Origin of the sequence: Parafilimonas terrae (assembly GCF_900115755.1) — a bacterium.
In the GTDB taxonomy this organism is placed as follows: domain Bacteria; phylum Bacteroidota; class Bacteroidia; order Chitinophagales; family Chitinophagaceae; genus Parafilimonas; species Parafilimonas terrae.
In genome coordinates, this window is sequence record NZ_FOXQ01000009.1 from 161,713 (window position 1) to 179,900 (window position 18,188).

Consider the following 18,188-nt stretch of genomic DNA (forward strand, 5'->3'; position numbering starts at 1 on the left):
ACATTTTACATGGGCGTTTCATTAGCATTCTTTAAATTATTTTCTTTCATCCATTCCTTTACCATTACACCGTTAAGCGTTGTTGCTGTAATGTTTTCTTTTAACATCAGCCCGCCCGCAGCACCAGCGGCATAGCCCATTCCAAAACACTGCGCGGTAACACGCGCCGATGCCAGTGCTTCATGTTCTGCAGACATACAACGGCCTGCCACCAATACGTTCACAGCATTTTTGGGAATTAATGTTTCAAACGGTATATCATAAAAATCATCTTCGGGATAATGTATTTTCAACCCACCGGCAGCATGCAACTCTATCGGCCACGCAGAATGTGTTATAGCATTTTTATTTTTTATGGCATGTATTACATCATTGTTCATAAGCCTTGCCACGCCTGCAATTGAACGTGTTTGCCTGATGCCTACCTGTGCGCCTGTATCAGACATATAAGCATCCCTAAAAGCATCAATATTTTCAATAAGAAAACTTGCGTATTCACGCGCCTGCCTGCGGCCTTCTGTTTCAGCAAAAGTGAGATCCGTTGAATGGATACCCGTGGGAACAGACCCATCAGGATAAGTTATTCTCGTCATATTGCACAACACTTCACCGGAATTGGGGAGCGGGAATACATATACATGATGCCTGGGCAAATGATACCTGCCGGTTAAATGCGCTGTTTCAATTTTGGCATTCAAATCATGAGGATCAAGCTGAAGAAAAGCCTTCATATCAACGTTAGCCATTTTAAATATCATGGTTGGCGTTTGCACCTGGCCGTTGTTGCCGAAAGTTGTTTCAAGATTAATGCTATGAACCACTTCTGCGTCCCCGGATGCATCAATAACAATTTTGGGTTTAACGGCATACTGACCTTCAGGGCTTTTTAACAGCAGGTAACTGATACAGCCATCATCATCCGTATAAGCATTCAAAAAATTAGTATGATAAAGTATGCTGCAATTGTGTGCGGCCAGCAATTCATCCGCAGTTTCTTTCCACTTTAAACTATCATGCGGCACCAGCAGGGTCTTGCCAAATTTTACAGGCTTAACAACCGCATGTTTGTTTTGCAGTGCGGAATAAAATTCATCAGCAAAGCCAAAAACAATTTGTTCCGGATTGTTACCACTGCTGAACAAGCCACAAATAGTACCACTGAGGCCGGCAACAGTGGCGCCGCCGCAAAAACCATATTTTTCAATCAGCAGAACAGACAACTTTAACCGTGCCGCAGCAATAGCAGCAGCAACACCTGCCGGGCCTGCACCAATTATACAAACATCAGGTTCATACTTTACAGGTACATGATAACTATCAATGGTGAACATTTTTTTCATTCAGCATATTTTCTGTTGCAGGAAAGTATTGAAGGTTACAGATATTGGAAGGCTGCCTGCCGTTTAAAGCATCAATAACCGCCTGTGCCGCAGCAATGGCAATCCGTTCATTAGATTCTTTAGTAGAGCCTGCAACATGTGGCGATAAAACAACATTAGAAAATTTAAGCAGAGGATTACCCGCGTTCATCGGCTCCTCTTTAAACACATCCAATGCAGCGCCGGCAATTTTATTTTCAGATAAAGCATTTACCAGTGCCTGCTCATCAACCAAATCACCTCTGGAAGTATTGATGAGATAAGCTTTCGGCTTCATGATATTCAAGTATTGATCGCTGATAAATTTATGGGTGAGCGGGGTTGCCGGGCAATGAACGCTTACAAAATCAGAATCCTTAAATATGGTCTCAAGATCATCTGAAAAATTCACATCCAAACCTTCATGTGCAATAAACGGATCGTAGGCAGTAACAATCATGCCCAGGCATTTACAAAATTTTGCAGTAGCCCGGCCGGTTTTACCATAACCTATTATACCTATCTTCTTTTCTTTTATATCAATCTGGTTAAGCGAAAAACGTTCATGCCATCTTTGTTTGCGCACCGCCTTATCCATAAATATAACCTGCTTTGAAAGCGCCAGTATCATTGCCACCGCATGTTCTGCAACCGTTGTATCATTAGTGCCTGGTGTATTGCACACATATATGCCATGCTCACCTGCAAACTTCATATCAACATTATCCATCCCCACACCTGTTCTTGCAATAATTTTTAAGTTAGCTCCCTTTTCAATTACATCTTTATCAAAGATTGTTGTAGCCCTGAGAATAGCAGCGTCCGCATCTGCAATCAAAGCCATCGCCGTTTCTTTTGTTGTATCAGGCGCCAGCACCATGTTTACTTTCCCTTCCAATATTTCTGTGCCTTTGGAGTTTATAGGTTCTGAAATAAAAACTTTCGGGAGTTTGCTCATATATGTTTTAAACTTTTAATTGTTTTCAAAAAGATGTATCAATGCACTGAAATCAAGCTCACCTTTTCCTTCAGATACAAGCTGCTGCATTTCGTTGTGCAGCAGTTGTGTACCGGGCAGATTAACCGATCTTTCAGCAGCAGCCTGTTTGGCAATACGCAGGTCTTTGGTATATAATTTTAATTTGAAGCCCGGAGAAAAATCCCGTTTAATCATTCTCTCACCAGAAACAGCAAGCGTTCTGCTGTCTGCAAAACCTCCCGACAGAACTTCTTTTAACCTGGCAAGGTCAATGCCTGCGCTGGCTGCAAGTGAGAATGCTTCAATCACACCTTGCGTAGCCAATGCCGTAGCAATCTGGTTGCATGATTTTGCAATCTGTCCTGCGCCGGTGGCGCCGATATGATTAATCCTTTTACCCAATATTTGAAACAGCGGCAACGCACGGTTAAAAGCATTTTTACTGCCGCCAGCCATAATGGAAAGGCTGCCGGCTTTTGCACCAACATCGCCGCCGGAAACCGGCGCATCCAGTGTATCAACACCAATGGCTGCAAACCTTTCATGTATTTCTATTTCGGTGGCTGCATCAATGGTTGACATATCTATAAAAAGTTTGCCTTTACTTAAACCTTCTATCAAGCCATCGTTGCCAAAAGCCACTTCTTTTACCTGCGGTGAATCAGGCAGCATGGTTATAATAATATCCGACAGTTCTGCAATTTTTTTGGGTGATGATGCACTAATGGCGCCCTCTTTTTCAAGCTCACGTACAGATGCTGCGCCCGAACTAAAAACATACAGTGTATAACCTGCATGTACCAGGTTCCTGGCCATCGGTTTGCCCATAATACCCAACCCGATAAATCCTATCTTTTCTTTCACGGTTTATTGTTTATAAAGAAGATTTTCGTCCTAAACAGAAGCCTTAGACTTTTTTAACGCTTCAATTGTTTGTTTGGCGCCTGTATTAAGAAAGCTTGCATCTGTACCGCACGCAAAGAATTGAATACCCAGGTCATGATATTTTTTCAGATCAGCAGGATTGGCAAGCAATATTCCAACATGTTTACCTGCGCGTTTTGCGGCAGCTATAATTTTATCAACGGTTTCAATGAAAAGCGGGTGTGTTGTTTGTCCAAAAATACCAAGCGCCATAGAAAGATCAGATGGCCCGATGAATAATACATCAACACCTTCTATCGCTGCAATTGCATCAAGATGATTTAAAGCTTCTTTGGTTTCTATTTGTATAACACCCAATAATTCTTCAGATGCCGCTTTACGGTAAGCATCAAAATCATCTCCATATTTGGCGGCGCGTATCATTTTGGCAACGCCTCTTGTTCCTTCCGGCGGATATTGCATCGCACGGGCAACAAGCAATGCTTCTTCAGCATTTTCAATGCGCGGGCACATAACACCGTCGGCGCCTGCATCAAGCACGCGGTTAATACGCTGGCGCTGGTAGCCTTCCACTCTTATAATGGCTGAAACACTGGTGTTTTTTAAGCCAAGCAATTGATTGATCACATCTGCTTCAGAACCTAATCCATGTTCAATATCCACAATCACCCAGTCAAAACCGGCGTTGGCAATAATTTCAGCGGAAAGTGCATTGCCAAGGCTAAGAAATGTGCCCAGCAATACTTCGCCATTATTCAATCTTTGTTTTATTCCTTTCATTTAAATGGTTTGAATTTGCAAACAGTTCTATTATATTTTAGAAATATTATTTTTTTGTATGCCATTTAGCTAAGCACTTCTTTAATTTAAATGCAGTACGATTCAAGCGTCAAGAAACTGTATATTCAATATTTAATTAAGCAGGGTTTATAAATACCGAATAAGTTTTCAACCGATAAGCAAATAAACTCAGGTCTGGCAAAAACAGCCGCTTCATTATTTGCAAAAATGAATACAATATTTGCCTTTGCTGCAGTAAAAAGGTGCGCTTTTCCGCTACGGATTTGCAGCTTTTATGAATGATGCTTTGTCTTTAATATTTAAGAAATAAAAAACGGTTTTTTCAATTTGCCTGAACACTTTTTCGAAGGATAAATTCCTTATAAAAAAGTGTTTTTGATTATACGGAATTATTACATTAGCATCTATAACATTGTTTGTTCAGCATGAAGCCAATACTAATTAAAAACACATCGTCGCCCAATCTTTCGTTCACTATCGAAGAGCGTATAAAACCGCATTTCAGTGTGCCTTATCATTTTCATAATGAGTATGAGTTAACGGCAATTCTTAAAGGACGCGGTTCAAGATTTGTTGGCAACCATATCAGCAGTTTCGATAATTCAGACATGGTTTTAATTGGCAAAAACCTGCCGCATCACTGGCATAACGACAAAGGGGCTTCGCATTCAAATGAAGAAGTAAAAGCCATTATATTAAAATTTGATGCAGATTTTAATGGCGTGCGATTGTTTGATCTTCCCGAAAATTACCAGATTCAAAAAGTGCTGGAAAAAGCTTCCAGCGGTTTAAGGATCGTAGGAGAAACTTTTAATAAGCTCGTATCGCTGATGCAATCATTACTTACAGCAAAGGGGCCGGACAGGATTTCGCTCCTCTTAAAAATTTTATACGAGATTGCCGTATCTGATAATCTTGAAGTTTTATCAAATCAAAATCATATTCCTGCCAATAAAAGCAATGATTATGATAACGACCGCATGAACAGGGTGTATGAGTATATCATGAACAATTACCTTGAAGAGATAAGTCTTTCAAAAGTAGCAGAAATAGCATGCATGAATGAGGCTGCTTTTTGCAAGTATTTTAAAAAGAGATACAATAAAACGCTCATGCAGGTTGTAAATGAAATAAGGATAAATTATGCCTGCAAAGAATTGTTGAAAGACGATGCAAACATTACGGAAGTGTGTTACCAGAGCGGTTTTAATACATTTTCCAATTTTGCAAAAACATTTAAAAAAATAACCGGCACCAATCCGAGAGAGTATAAGATGAAGATTAAAAAGCTGGAAAAATAAGCAGGCGGGTTACATTATAGCATATATGATAATGCCACTCCTACGGAGCTTTGGCAGCAGAATAAAATAATAATCATCATCTACCAGAATATCGCCTCTGCGAGGCTTTTATAAACCGTTTTTAATTGCCAAGAGACAATTCAAAATAAAATCATCACAGCCCTGTAAAGGCGGCATTTAATTTAATCATCATAATAATATCGCCTCTATGAGGCTTTTATGAAACGTTTTTTAATTACCAAGAAACAATTTAAAATAAAATCATCACAGCCCTGTAGGGGCAACATTTTGGTAGCTAATGAATATTAGCAATTTGATGAAGCCCTGTAAGGGCGGCATTTTGGTTACCGGAAATACAGTAATTTGGTAGAATATTAATCTGTATTGTATGGGAAATACCTATTCACAAATTTCAATTCACACAGTGTTCGCTGTAAAAAAAAGAGAGAATCTAATCCATCCTGATTGGCGCGATGAACTGCACCGTTATATTTCCGGTATCATTACAGGCAATGGCGCCACATCATTAGCTGTTGGAGGATGGAAGGATCACGTACATATATTTTTTGGCATGCCGGTTACTACCAGCATTGCTGACTTGATGAGGATTGTAAAAACAAACAGCAGCAAATGGATTAATGAACAAAAATTTATAAAAGGAAAATTTGAATGGCAATCAGGTTATGGCGCATTTTCATATTCCAGGAGTCAGAGAAATAATGTTATAAATTATATCCTCAACCAGGAGGAACATCACAGGGTTAAAACATTCAAAGAAGAATATTTGAAAATGTTATCCGATTTTAATGTGGTGCATGATGAAAAATATTTGTTTGAATTTTATGATTAAAGAGAAATATTGGCAATTTGGTGAAAGCCCTGTAAGGGCGGCATTTTAATGTATTCATAATAATGTCGCTCCTACGGAGCTTAGCTCACAACACAAAACTACCATTACCATCTACCAGAATATCGCCTCTACGAGGCTTTTATAAGAAGTTTTTAATTATAAACAAACAATTCCCAAATAAAATCATCGCATCCGTGTAAGGGCACCATTTTGGTTGCTGATATGAATATTAGCAGTTTTATATAAGCCCTGTAAGGGCAGCATTTTGGTAATTAACAACAACATTATTTAAACACCGTTTGATCAGCTATCTTCTCCCCGCTCCATATTTTCTGCTGTGTCCATTTACCGGCAGGCGCTGTCCAGAAAGCATCACTGGCAGGAATGCCAAGATGAGATAAACCCATGGTGCACATATATAAAGCACCGGTATAATTATAATAATCGATGGCGCCGGTCTGTTCACCAACGATGCCTGCATTCAAAAAGCCATTTTCATCAAAAGTTCCCGGGGCCAGCATCATGTGTTTTATAACTGCAGTTATTGCAGCCCGCGTTGCACCCGCATCCAATGTTGAAGGCAATTTATGTTCACGAAAAGCCATGTATTCCAGTTGCTGCAACATGGCAATACGATATACGGATGACCGCCCGATAACAGGAAATGTACCTTCCGGCGAAATAAGATGTTCCAGTACCTGCGCATAGCGTTCGCCGTGTGTTAGCGCTTCTTTCAACATATCATCAACCGGCATGCCCATAGCTTTGCAGTTATTCAATACTTCGATCAACAAAGGCTGTATTACATAACTATTGTAATAATCCCAATGAAATTCCAGGCCATCGCCATAAACCCCATCGCCAACATACCATTCTTCATGTTTTTTTATTGCATATTCAATAGCTTGCTTATTGCATTCGCCTGTAAATTTCCATATAGCTGTTTCTATAATGGCAGGAAAAAGTAACCAGTTGCTTTCATTTGGTTTAAAGGCACGGTGCGTTTCTAATGCTGCAATAATATTTCTTTGCTGTGTTGCTGACAATGGCTCCCATAATTGTTTGGGTGCGATGAGCAATGGGTAAGCTATGTAAGCTGCATGCACAATCCTTTCCTGTGTTGAATCTGCAAACATATAATCAGGGGAAGCAGGATTGGTAGCATTGATCAAACATTGCCTTGCAAGCTCAATGTAATGTGTGCGCAGCTTACCTTCATCAGTACTGTCAGCACCAAGTGAAAGCCACGGCGCCATACCTGATAAAGTTCGGCCAAATGCCTGCAATGGTGATGTTTGAATATTGCTTTCTCTTGTTTCCCATTCCTTCCTGGGAAATACATTATGCAACTGATTTTTGCTTAAAGGCATCAATACAGGATCTGCTATTTTGAATAAAAGATTAAGCGTAAAATTTCTATCATCATTAAAGCCGGTCAATGTTTTTGCTGATGCATGAAAGGCTTTATATAATTCACTTCCCGCAAGCAAAAAAGCGCCCGTTCCGTAAGTTTCACTGTCATCAAAATCAACGTCGGTCGGAGCGTCGCCAACTTCCTGCACATATCCCAGTTTACCGTTAGCATGAACAGATTCTTTTAAAGCATTCCAACCTTTTTGTATGGCCGGCATAAATTCATCACGGGGCAGCAAACCATTATTCACACCCCAAGCCATTGCATATACATAAAAGCCGGTGCCGCTTGATTCTTTTTGCGGATAGTTTCCAGGATCAAGCAAGCTCTGGCTCCAGAAACCGTTACTCATTTGAATGCCTTTAAGCTTGTAACACATCTCTTTAAACTGCTGTTCAAAAAAAGCGCGGTCAGGATGATCTTTCGGCATATACTGCATTACTCTTGCAAGCCCTGCAACTACCCAGCCATTGCCACGCGACCAGAATATTTTTTTACCGTTGGCTGATTTCATTGTAAAAAAACGGTCGTCACGAAAGAACAAACTATCCACAGGAGAATAGAGATAGTTTGATGTGCGCTTCCATTCCGTAACCATGTGGTCCATGTATTTGGGTTGATTGAAAATAGTTGCCATTCTCGCATAAGCCGGCGGCGCCATAAATAAGGCATCGCACCAACTCCACCATTCCCACCAATATTTATTCTTATCAAAAGTTATGTCCGGTTTAAGTTCGCGGCGCATAGTTGCATCCATTACAAAACGCGATTTATCAATCATGCTTTTTTGTCCCGTAAGTTCATACAACTCAAGAAAGGCTTGCGAAATGGCCAATACATTTGCATCATAAGGACGTGGTACCGGCTCCCAGTTAACACTATCGCCCATTTGCCTTACAGCCTCAACATATTTATTATCTGAAGTAACATTATACAATGCCATCAACCCTATGTAAAAAGGCCCATACTCCCAGGAGTTTAACTCTTTGCCTGTTGGATTAGCCAGTTGCCAGTCAGCAACTTTTTTTAATAAAGCAGGAATTTCATTTACATCAATATTTTCCTGTGTTTTATTCTTTAATGCACCCGGTTTCTGTTTTTGCTGCGCCATAGAGGTATGCATGCAAAAAACAAAAAGTATAAAAAGAAAATAAAAACAGGTTTTGCGCATAATGATATATTTATTCTTATTAAATAACTTAAGCGGGCATGTATGTTTATGGAGCAAGTAATTCAAATACACAACCCCCTTTTTTTAAGGCCCTATCATTTAAAGTGAATGATAAACGATATAATTTATTGCCCCATGCATTCGTTAATTTTTCATCATCCAATATCTTTTCTTCAATGCTTGCCGTCATTAAACCTGGTATATATTTTAATGTAAGCATAAGATTGCCTTTACTGTTATAAAAACCTATTTCGCCTTTAACATCAGTTTTTATAAAACAACTGCTGAGAAAATTGATACTGGTTTTACCTGTTATTTTTTCAAGCTGAAAATTTTCTGAGAGTGTAAGCTTATTATTCTTTTGATCGAATAAGAATTGCCTGTTCCATTTTTTCACAAACGCCTCTGAAGGATAAGCCTGTTCTATATTCATTCCAACATGCACTCCGTTTTTTGTAGTTTCAAAAGAAACATCAGAAGCTTTGTATTGCCTGCCATCTTTCTGCATCACGCCATTTATCAACGGGCAGTTATGCCACTGCGATTGCATGGTCCAAATTTCGTAACGCTTATTGCTGAATGTTTGTGCGGTATAAGTGCCAACGCCTGCATCAACAATTACGGGTTCTCCATTGGCATATACAATAAAATTCCCAACATCATTATGGTTATGGCTTTCAGCGTTGTGGCCGCCCTGTACTGCCATAAACAATCCCGATGTTGAACCCGCAACAGACCTTGCTGTAAACACTTGTATATCTTCCAGCGCCGCGGATGATATTAACATCGGATCAGGCTTAAGTGTAGTCAACTCGTTAAAAATATCTGCTGCAGCAAGAAAATCAACGAGGTTGTTTTCAGGCATTTTATTCTTTAAAGAAAAAAGATAGGCGGCAAAATGTTTTAATGAATCATCATTAAACATCTCGCCAAACCTGTAAACACTTTCAGCATTGGGAATAGTCTTGCTGCTTGCATCAGCAAAATTTACAAAGTAATCGCCGGCAATATGTGTTTTATAAATATAAGTGCCGATGTTATGCAGTAAAGTATTTGCAGCCCACGATAACTTTCCGTCTGAGGCACTGTTTGCCAGGTATAACAGTTTTATCAGTTTACCACCAGCGAGGCTCCAGTAAGTTGGCCCTTCATCGCAGCCGCCATCAGCCGGATATTGATTGATAAAATAATCTGCACTTTTAAATATTTTATGAATAAGCTGCGATAGTTCGTTGCCATTTGTTTCCGTTAATAAAGCCACCTGAAGCACATTGGCATTTATCCATGCATTCCAGTTATTTACCGGCCTGCCCGAAAAGCCCATCCACCAAAAATCATTACGCTGCATATAAGGATCGAGCATGCGCCTGTGCAGCTCGAATGTTATTCTTTTATTGATGATGGGAGAATAAGCATCCAGTTGCTCAGCAAGCATCAACTGAATATTGGCAATCATCGCAGCGGATTCAGCACTAACAAGGCCAATAACCTGTTCTGATGGATCAGGCAAATCAGCGCCTGCTTTTTGCAGTTCAACAATAGCGGGGATTTCCCAGGTGCTTTCTTCAAGCGTTGCCCACAAACCGTTTAACAGTTGCGGCATATATTTTTTATCGCCTGATATAATTTCAGCAATTGCCAGTGCATTCAAATAATTGCGGCGTTCCGTTTGTTTCTTTTCATATCTTATGCGGTTGCCGTTATCCCTGTATTCAAGAAAAGAACTGGCGGGCAAAGCCGGCCAGTTGAAAGACAATGCTTCATCAGCATGCTTAATTAAATATTGCTTTACAGAATCTGGTAATGCTTTAATTTTTTGAAGACAACTTTCTTTTTGTTTTGCTTTCCATGCACTCAATGCTTCTGTGTTGGGTTGCCAGCCAGAAGCATTGAGTGCAGTTATAAGATAATCCCTTGCATTTGTTTGCTGCGTAAATACTTTGCCGCAAAACACAAGCATGAAAAGCAAAATATAAAACCAGCGAACAACACAATTCTTTTGTAGCATTATTTAATTTCTTCCTCTATATATTACCAATTTGGATTTTGCGTAAGGTTTGAACTTAAGGCTAACTCTTTCGTTGGCAAACCCCACAAATAATCTCTTGAAGGGTTGAATGTACGGAATGATGCATCTTCCAATACTACATAACCGTTAAAAAGATTTGGCGTGGTGCCGGAAGGATTTTCATCAGCAAAATATTTTCTCCCGAGTATTGTTTTTGGCAATGCTGTTTCTGCTGTTTTCCAACGAAGCATATCCCAATACGCCTGTCCTTCAAACGCAAGTTCAATGGTTCTTTCCCTTCTTATTTCTGTTTCCATATTCAAGTTATGCGCACTTACAAAAGCATTGGTTAGCAGAGGCAGTTTACTTACATCGTTGCCTGTTGCACGATTGCGCAGGACATTAATGGTAATATCCAAATCTGCATCGCTGATGGCGCCATTCAATTCAAATTTCGCTTCAGCATAATTCAATAATACTTCAGCATAACGCAATACATTAAAGTTTACAAAACTTACGTTGGCATTCCAGTCGCTCACAATCCAGTATTTTCTATAACGGTAATTAATACCTGCCGTATAGGGAATTAAACCACCTATTGAAGGCGTGATCATTGTATTGTTGTAAACAGACATTTCCATTCTCGGGTCGCGGTTTCTGAATTCGGTTAATGAGCTTGTTTGATCCGCAGATGAATCGTAAGCAGACACGCCCTGCGGCAACCCGTCTTTATATAAATACATATCCATGAGTACACGGGTTGGGGCAATATGAGCCTGGTCGAGATAGCTTCTTCCAAAGCTGTGGGATGCAATATTATTTGCCTGGTTTTGGCCATACACCCTTACTATAATATTTTCTCTATTGCTTGTATATGTATAATTTGTTTGCGAGGCCGGCACGTTTTGAACAGGATTGCCATTTGCGCCGCCATCATACTGAAATTCGTAATAATAACTTTCAGCACCCTGGGCTGTGTACAAAGCATGTTTACCTTCGGTAATAACTGTATTGCTTGCATCAACCGCAATTTGCAAATTGCTTTGCGCAGTACCTATGCCGCGTGTTTTATCCCATGTGCCTTCAAACAATGCAACCCTTGATTTATAGGCCAATGCAGCAGAGCGTGTAATGCGGCCATATTGTGTGGCTGGCATTGCATCCGGCTGCGGGCAGTTAGCAGCGGCAAAATCAAGATCAGCATAAATACTGTCAATAACTGTTTGCCTTGCAGTACGCGCCGCATACAACATGCTGTCGCTTGCTGTTAATGTGTGGTTGATATAAGGCACATCGCCAAAGCGTTTAACCAATTCAAAATAAGCCATACCCCTGAAGAAACGTGCTTCGCCGAGATAGCGGTTAATGACTGCCGCATCGCCTGTAACAGTTACAGATTTCTCCAGTATATTATTGGCAGCGCGGATAGCTTTATAATAATTTGTCCATTCGTTTGATGTGGCAGGTGCAACACTTGAGCCGTCGCCAAAACCAACGGACCGGTCGCCAAAAGTTTTGTCAGAATAATTATCCTGCAACGGTGTTGGCAGGCCTGAAGGATCATCACTGCTTAAGCCGTTTAAAAATGTGTACAGATAATTACATGCCTGGCTCAGGTCGGAAGTTGTTTGCCAGAAATTGTTATCAGCGAGTTGAGATTCCGGTGACAAGTCAAGGTTTTTCATGCAACCGGCAAGCGTAAGCACACCAGCGGGCAACATCCACAAAACAACCCTGAAGCAATATTTTCGTATCATTTGATTTATATTTTTAAATGAATCGGTTTAATAATTCTTTAAATGTCTTTTTAAGTTGATTACTTTAAAAAGTAACATTCAGGCCAAACGCATACACAGCGAAATAAGGATATACATAAGATGCATAACTCGGGCTTTCAGGATCGAAGTATTTATACCATGCTTTGGTATGTGTTAATATATCCTGTCCGCTGAAGAATACCCTTATATTCTGTGCTTTTATTTTGCTTATTACACTTGATGGAAGTGAATAGCCAACCTGCAAATTTTTCAATCTTATATAAGAACCGTTTTGCACAAAGGCGCTGTTAATATGCGTATTGGTGCCACCGCCTGCAATTGGCCTTGGAAAGTTGGCGTTGCGGTTGTCTTCCGTCCAGTAATTGTTTACGTAATTATCCAAAGGATAGCGCCAGCTTTGTACATAAGGAATAGCCTGCGTTGGATAAATGATGTAGCTTCTTTTACCTGTGCCCTGCAGGAAAACAGAGAGGTCAAAACCCTTCCATTGTGCGCCAAGGTTAATGCCGTAATTGTATCGCGGTGAAGTATTGCCAAGGTAAACCATATCACCATGATCATCCGGAGTGCCGGTGCCACCGTTGATTACACCATCGCCATTTACATCTAAATATTTAATATCGCCAGGTCCCTGGTTAGTGGTGCCGAATTGTTTTGCGCCTTTTTCAACTTCTTCTTCGTTCTGAAAATAGCCGAGTGATTTGTAACCATAAATAGAATTGATGGGCATACCCGGAATAGCTGTATTAATACCTTCTGCATACACAACGTTGCCAAGGTATTTGGTGATCTTATTCTGATTATCACTCAGGTTAAAACCAACATAATAAGACACATTGCCTATCCTGTCTTTCCAGCTTATATCAAAATCCCAGCCCTTTGTTTCCATGGCAGCCGCATTGGTTGTACTTGGTGTAACGCCTAACACAGCTGGCAGGTTTACAGGGATGAGCATGTTATCGTTTACACGTTTGTAATAATCGAAGCTGCCGGAAAGTTTGCCTTTAAACAGACCGAAATCAAGGCCAATATCTGAAGTGGTAACGGTTTCCCAGCCGAGGCCTTCTGAGGGCAATGCACCCTGGTAAATATAGGTAGCCGCCGTATTGTTGAAAGGATAAACTCCTGTATTTAAAGTGGCAATTGACAAGTAGTTATTCTCATACAATTTGCCTAACTGTGCATTGCCTAATTTGCCCCATGAACCTCTTAACTTAAGCTCGCTGAAGAAGCCTGAATTATTAAACCAGTTTTCCTGCGATATGCGCCATGCAGCAGAAAAGGCAGGAAAGGTTTGGCTGCGATGGCCGGGCGCCAAACGTGAGCTGGCATCGTTTCTAAGGGTTGCTTCCACAAAGTATTTGCCTTTATAATCGTAATTAAACCTTCCAAAAAAAGATTGCCATGCATTCGACTGCAAATCGTCTCTTACTGCCGTTACGGGCAAGTTGGAATTGGTGGTATAATTAAGCGTGGGAAGATTATTGTTGGTTAAATTGCTTTGATAAGCATTGGTAAGATCGTAATTAAACTGCTGGTATTGAAAGCCGCCCAGCACATGAAAATGATGGTCCTGCACGGCAAGCGTATAATCTGCCAGTGCATTAAATGTGTACCAGTTTTGAGATGTGCGGTATTTACGCAAAGAATTGGAAGTGTTTAACCATGCATTCTGTATAAACGAAGCCGATGCTTTATCAAAATTGTGAAGCGGCACGGTTTTATAAAACAAGTCCTGGTTATCCTGCTCTAAGTGTGGGCTATAATTTGTGCTTAACACAAGGCCCTTTACCAGGTGCTCAGCTTTTAAGGTAAACACACCATCCAAAACGTTTTGCGTAGTGTTGTTATAACCACCGTCTTTCATAGTGGCATACGTATTATTGCCGGAGATAGACACATATTTTTCATCGTTGCTTCCGGGAACAAAAACCGGATATATCGGCCTTAAATTGTAGATATTATAGAGCAATCCATAATCACCTTCCAATGTTCCTGCCGCTGCTTCTATCCTGTTCTGGATATAAGATAGCCGGGCATCAAGGCTTAATACTTTATTGAACCTTGTAGTTAAATTAATTCTTGCATTGGTACGTTTGTTATCATCGGGGCCAACTTTAAACATACCGTTATTATCATTATAGCCAAGGCCTATGTAATACTTTGTATTTTCATTACCACCGGTAACGTTTACATTATGTTGTGAAGAGCCAAAGCTTTTGTTGATGGTCATGCCCACATAATCCATTTCTTTATAATAAAAAACGTTAGTGGGGTCATCAGGAACCAATGTTACCGAAGGATCAGCAAACATAGCTATCTGTGCATCTGTGTAGGATGGTGCACCACCGTTATTAATGTTGGCGATATTTTGCAGCGCCGCGCTGATATGGTAAGGCACTGTTTGCGGCAGGCTCAATGTTTTTTTAATTTGATACATGCCGGTATAATTCACCGTTACCTTACCGGATTTACCGGCTTTTGTAGTAATCAGTAAAACACCGTTAGAGGCTTTTGCACCGTAGATGGCAGCCGCAGAGGCATCTTTTAAAACAGATATAGATTCTATATCGTTTGGATTAATTAATGTAAGGTTAGAATACTCTACGCCATCTACAATCAATAAAGGGTTGTTGGTACCATTTAATGAAGAGTAACCGCGTATATTAATGTTCCATCCTTCAGCACCGGGCTGCCCGCTGGTGCGGCTTACAATCAGGCCCGGGGAAAGCCCCTGCAAAGCCTGTACAGCATTGTTTACAGGCCTGTTCTCCAGTTCTTTTTTACTGATAACAGAAACAGCGCCGGAGAGGTTCACCTTTTTTTGCGTACCATAACCCACTACTATCACATCAGACAGGCCGTTATCTGCACTGGCCGCCATTTGCACGGTAATATAATTTCCTGTTACCGCTTTGGTTATGGTTGCATACCCCACATAAGAAAATTGCAGGCTGGCGCCTTTTTCAGCATTAATGGCAAATTCGCCATTGGTATTGGTAGTAACGCCACCTGGTTTATTTACAACCTGTACGGAAACACCTTCCAGCGGTGCATTATTTTCGTCTGTTACTTTTCCATTCACAGTTTGCGCGATAGAAACAATACACAGGCAAAATCCGCATACAAAAAGCAGTAGTTTTTTTGAAAGCTGGTTTCGAATCATAGCCCTTTTATAGTTTACGTTTATTAAATTTTTAAATGCCCCTGAAAAAACGGAATGTATAATCGTTTATCCTTTTATATCATCTTGTTTAATGCAAGCAAAGCATAGCAATCTTTTTTATTATTTTTATATAAGCACAACCCAGGCTTGGAAGAACATATTACGCCTCTAATATTTTAATCACAGGCCTTTATCAATTCAATAACATTTCTTCGCAAAGACTATCAGTTGACAATCCAAAAGTATTATGAGTAAAAAATCGGGTCAACGCCAAAATTTGCTAAATAGAGTAAAATATTTGCCTGAATATCTTCTTCATAGCACATCTTATTTACCGGGCATGATTTAGCGGGGCCGGGCCTTATCGTTGAATGCACGTGCTGTGACCGGTAAAAACAGCGGGTTTATAAAGGCATCATCATCACTTAACCATTGAAGCGGGCAATCATGAAAACAACTAGCCTTTCACCCTGTTTAGCAGATCTGCTGTTTTATGTTTGACATAGCGTTAGTTAGGCCGTTGTTAGTACAGCTTCATTTATGGTTGCATATCGCTGCAATAATTCGTTTAAGTGCCCGTTTTTAATAGCTGATTTGGCAACCCAATTAAATATTGGCTCAGCTATTTTTTGGAATCCAACCATATTTGAGTTGTTCAAGTAAATAAACAAGGCTAAGTCTGAAAGTTTTTTGGGAGTTCCTGCAGCATTTGCCAGGCCATCTATTGCAATTCCTTTTAAAATCAAAATTGAATTTTCAAAGTTTTTATTGCCAGGATTCAGTGTTGCTTTTATAATACATTCCTCTTTAGAAATATTATGGTAATAATGTTTTTCATTTGGCTGTATGGTTACAATATCTCCCTGCTTTAAATGGTAGATATTTTTACCTTTCCCTACTTCCAATGCACCTTTTAAAATCTCAAATGTTTCTGAAAACAGCGTGTGATAATGCCATGGCGTTTTTTCGCCCGGAAGAATATTCATCTCTAAAACACTGTTTTTATTTGTGCCTGCCGAATTAATCAGCTTAACGTATCCTTGTGTTTTCATAAAATAATTTTTGAAGGTTTTGTAGTCAATAGAATTATCCCGAATACAAAGCAAATGATGATAGCAATGATATGTGGCACAGCCTGCAGAACACTGTTGTAACTTTTGCTTAAAACAATAAGCATGTCGGTGACGGGAACAATTGTTCCGGTTAATAATACTACCCCCAAAGCCCGCCTCTCATTCATCAAAACAAAAAGGCACATTAGCAGCCCGGAGAGCGTATCCCTGATACCTTTCATATAGTGAAAAGAATAGTCGCCCTGTTCATTAAAATGTATGCCATATCCGGCTTCAGCTATACCAGGCGACAAAAGAAAGCGTGTCCCCAAAAAAATTAATCCCACGCCCGTTATAAAAGCTACTGCATAAGAAATTTTTGTTGTCATAATAATATGTTTTTAAAATCAGACACAAAATTCCTTTGGTAATATTCAATATTGATGCACCTGGGTTAATAAATCAAAATTGACTGGAAATTCTTTTGCGGATGCGGCTAAGTGATTGAGGTTTCACGCCCACATACGATGCAATATGATATTGAGAAATTCTTTGCTGCAGGTCGGGATGTTTTTTTATAAATTTCTCATAGCGAAGTTCAGGAGTATCTGTATAAAATGAACTAAGGTCTTCTAACAATTGTATAAATACGGCCCCGATTACAATCCTTCCAAACCTTTCTCCTTCACTAACAGAAGTATAAAAAAGTTGCAGGTCATCATGCGAAATAACTAAAACATCACAGTCTTCTAAAGCCTGAATGATTTTTGAAGATGGGCTTTGAGGAAGAAAACTTTCATAATTACATACATAATTATTTTCCTGTGAAAAGGCGTATGTTTTTTCTTCGCCATCGTGATTAATATAGTAGCGCATTAATCCCTTTGCAATGAAACCAACTTGTTTACAAATTTGTCCTTCTGTTAAAAAGAAGTCTCCTTTTTTGTAAGTCTTTTCTTTAAATAAAGATGCAACGATGTTTGCTTCTGCCGGGCTTAGCGTTATTAGATTTCTTATGCTGTAAAGTAAGCTGTTTATCATCTGCCGTGGCGCTCTAAAATCGTATTAGCAGTTCCAGGCCTGGCGCCCGGACGTATTTTTATCACAAACGCTGAAGCAAAGAACCAAAGCTCAAATTTATCATCAAAGTTGATAAAAATATCGCCTTCTTTACTAAAGATACTTCCGGTAATTTATGGATACCGGATGGCGACCGCATTCACTATCATAATTTCAAAACAAAAGAAACACGTATTTACAATACGCCAAAGGCAGAATCATCCAGGTGTTCATCCATTTGCTCATACAGGTTGGTGAGAAACACATCCTGCGAAATGGCCGGCGTTTCTACCGCTGCTTCCGGCACAAGAAGGATATCTACTGCAACCGATGGTTTATTGCGCATAAATATTCAAACTAAAGCAA

General features: G+C 39.9%; 14 protein-coding genes. 2 read left to right on the forward strand and 12 right to left on the reverse strand.

What is annotated here, in order from left to right:
- Positions 1–5: 5 nt before the first annotated feature.
- Genes BM015_RS14995 through BM015_RS15010 form a run of 4 tightly spaced genes read right to left on the reverse strand, consistent with a single transcriptional unit; the run spans position 6 to position 4,002 of the window.
- Entirely contained in the window at positions 6–1,340 is a 1,335-nt protein-coding gene (locus BM015_RS14995; protein WP_090660177.1) for an FAD-dependent oxidoreductase, read from the reverse strand.
- Complete coding sequence (locus BM015_RS15000; protein ID WP_090660180.1) at positions 1,318–2,316, reverse strand: hydroxyacid dehydrogenase; 999 nt, start codon at positions 2,314–2,316, stop codon at positions 1,318–1,320. Before BM015_RS15000 ends, BM015_RS14995 begins: the two co-directional genes overlap by 23 nt.
- Positions 2,317–2,331: 15 nt before the next feature.
- Positions 2,332–3,201, reverse strand: a complete 870-nt coding sequence (locus BM015_RS15005) for an NAD(P)-dependent oxidoreductase (RefSeq protein WP_245751446.1) — start codon at positions 3,199–3,201, stop codon at positions 2,332–2,334.
- 30 nt (positions 3,202–3,231) lie between these two features.
- Positions 3,232–4,002 carry an HpcH/HpaI aldolase family protein gene (locus tag BM015_RS15010; protein WP_090660186.1) on the reverse strand — a complete coding sequence of 257 codons (771 nt, stop codon included), beginning with the start codon at positions 4,000–4,002 and terminating at the stop codon, positions 3,232–3,234.
- Between the two features lie 446 nt (positions 4,003–4,448).
- On the opposite strand from BM015_RS15010, the gene BM015_RS15015 reads away from it, so the two are divergent.
- The gene (locus BM015_RS15015) at positions 4,449–5,324 is read left to right on the forward strand and encodes an AraC family transcriptional regulator (protein WP_090660188.1); all 876 of its coding nucleotides are present in this window, start codon (positions 4,449–4,451) and stop codon (positions 5,322–5,324) included.
- 388 nt (positions 5,325–5,712) lie between these two features.
- Complete coding sequence (gene tnpA / locus BM015_RS15020) at positions 5,713–6,174, forward strand: IS200/IS605 family transposase (protein ID WP_090660191.1); 462 nt, start codon at positions 5,713–5,715, stop codon at positions 6,172–6,174.
- Positions 6,175–6,458: 284 nt separating this feature from the next.
- Here tnpA and BM015_RS15025 read toward each other — a convergent pair whose 3' ends face one another.
- The 8 genes from BM015_RS15025 to BM015_RS21615 form a co-directional block, all read right to left on the reverse strand.
- Complete coding sequence (locus BM015_RS15025; protein ID WP_090660194.1) at positions 6,459–8,759, reverse strand: DUF2264 domain-containing protein; 2,301 nt, start codon at positions 8,757–8,759, stop codon at positions 6,459–6,461.
- A gap of 46 nt (positions 8,760–8,805) precedes the next feature.
- The gene (locus BM015_RS15030) at positions 8,806–10,767 is read right to left on the reverse strand and encodes a heparinase II/III domain-containing protein (RefSeq protein WP_090660197.1); all 1,962 of its coding nucleotides are present in this window, start codon (positions 10,765–10,767) and stop codon (positions 8,806–8,808) included.
- A gap of 23 nt (positions 10,768–10,790) precedes the next feature.
- A complete protein-coding gene (locus tag BM015_RS15035; RefSeq protein WP_090660200.1) occupies positions 10,791–12,524 on the reverse strand; it encodes a RagB/SusD family nutrient uptake outer membrane protein in 1,734 nt (577 codons plus the stop codon).
- Between the two features lie 64 nt (positions 12,525–12,588).
- On the reverse strand, positions 12,589–15,630 hold the full coding sequence (locus BM015_RS15040; RefSeq protein ID WP_177191920.1) for a SusC/RagA family TonB-linked outer membrane protein: 3,042 nt from the start codon (positions 15,628–15,630) through the stop codon (positions 12,589–12,591).
- Positions 15,631–16,223: 593 nt separating this feature from the next.
- Positions 16,224–16,763 carry a cupin domain-containing protein gene (locus BM015_RS15045; RefSeq protein ID WP_090660206.1) on the reverse strand — a complete coding sequence of 180 codons (540 nt, stop codon included), beginning with the start codon at positions 16,761–16,763 and terminating at the stop codon, positions 16,224–16,226.
- Complete coding sequence (locus tag BM015_RS15050; RefSeq protein ID WP_090660209.1) at positions 16,760–17,152, reverse strand: DUF4267 domain-containing protein; 393 nt, start codon at positions 17,150–17,152, stop codon at positions 16,760–16,762. The genes BM015_RS15045 and BM015_RS15050 overlap by 4 nt, the downstream gene beginning before the upstream one ends.
- Positions 17,153–17,225: 73 nt before the next feature.
- The gene (locus BM015_RS15055) at positions 17,226–17,804 is read right to left on the reverse strand and encodes a Crp/Fnr family transcriptional regulator (protein WP_090660212.1); all 579 of its coding nucleotides are present in this window, start codon (positions 17,802–17,804) and stop codon (positions 17,226–17,228) included.
- Positions 17,805–18,018: 214 nt separating this feature from the next.
- Entirely contained in the window at positions 18,019–18,168 is a 150-nt protein-coding gene (locus tag BM015_RS21615) for a hypothetical protein (protein ID WP_177191921.1), read from the reverse strand.
- Positions 18,169–18,188 lie beyond the last annotated feature (20 nt).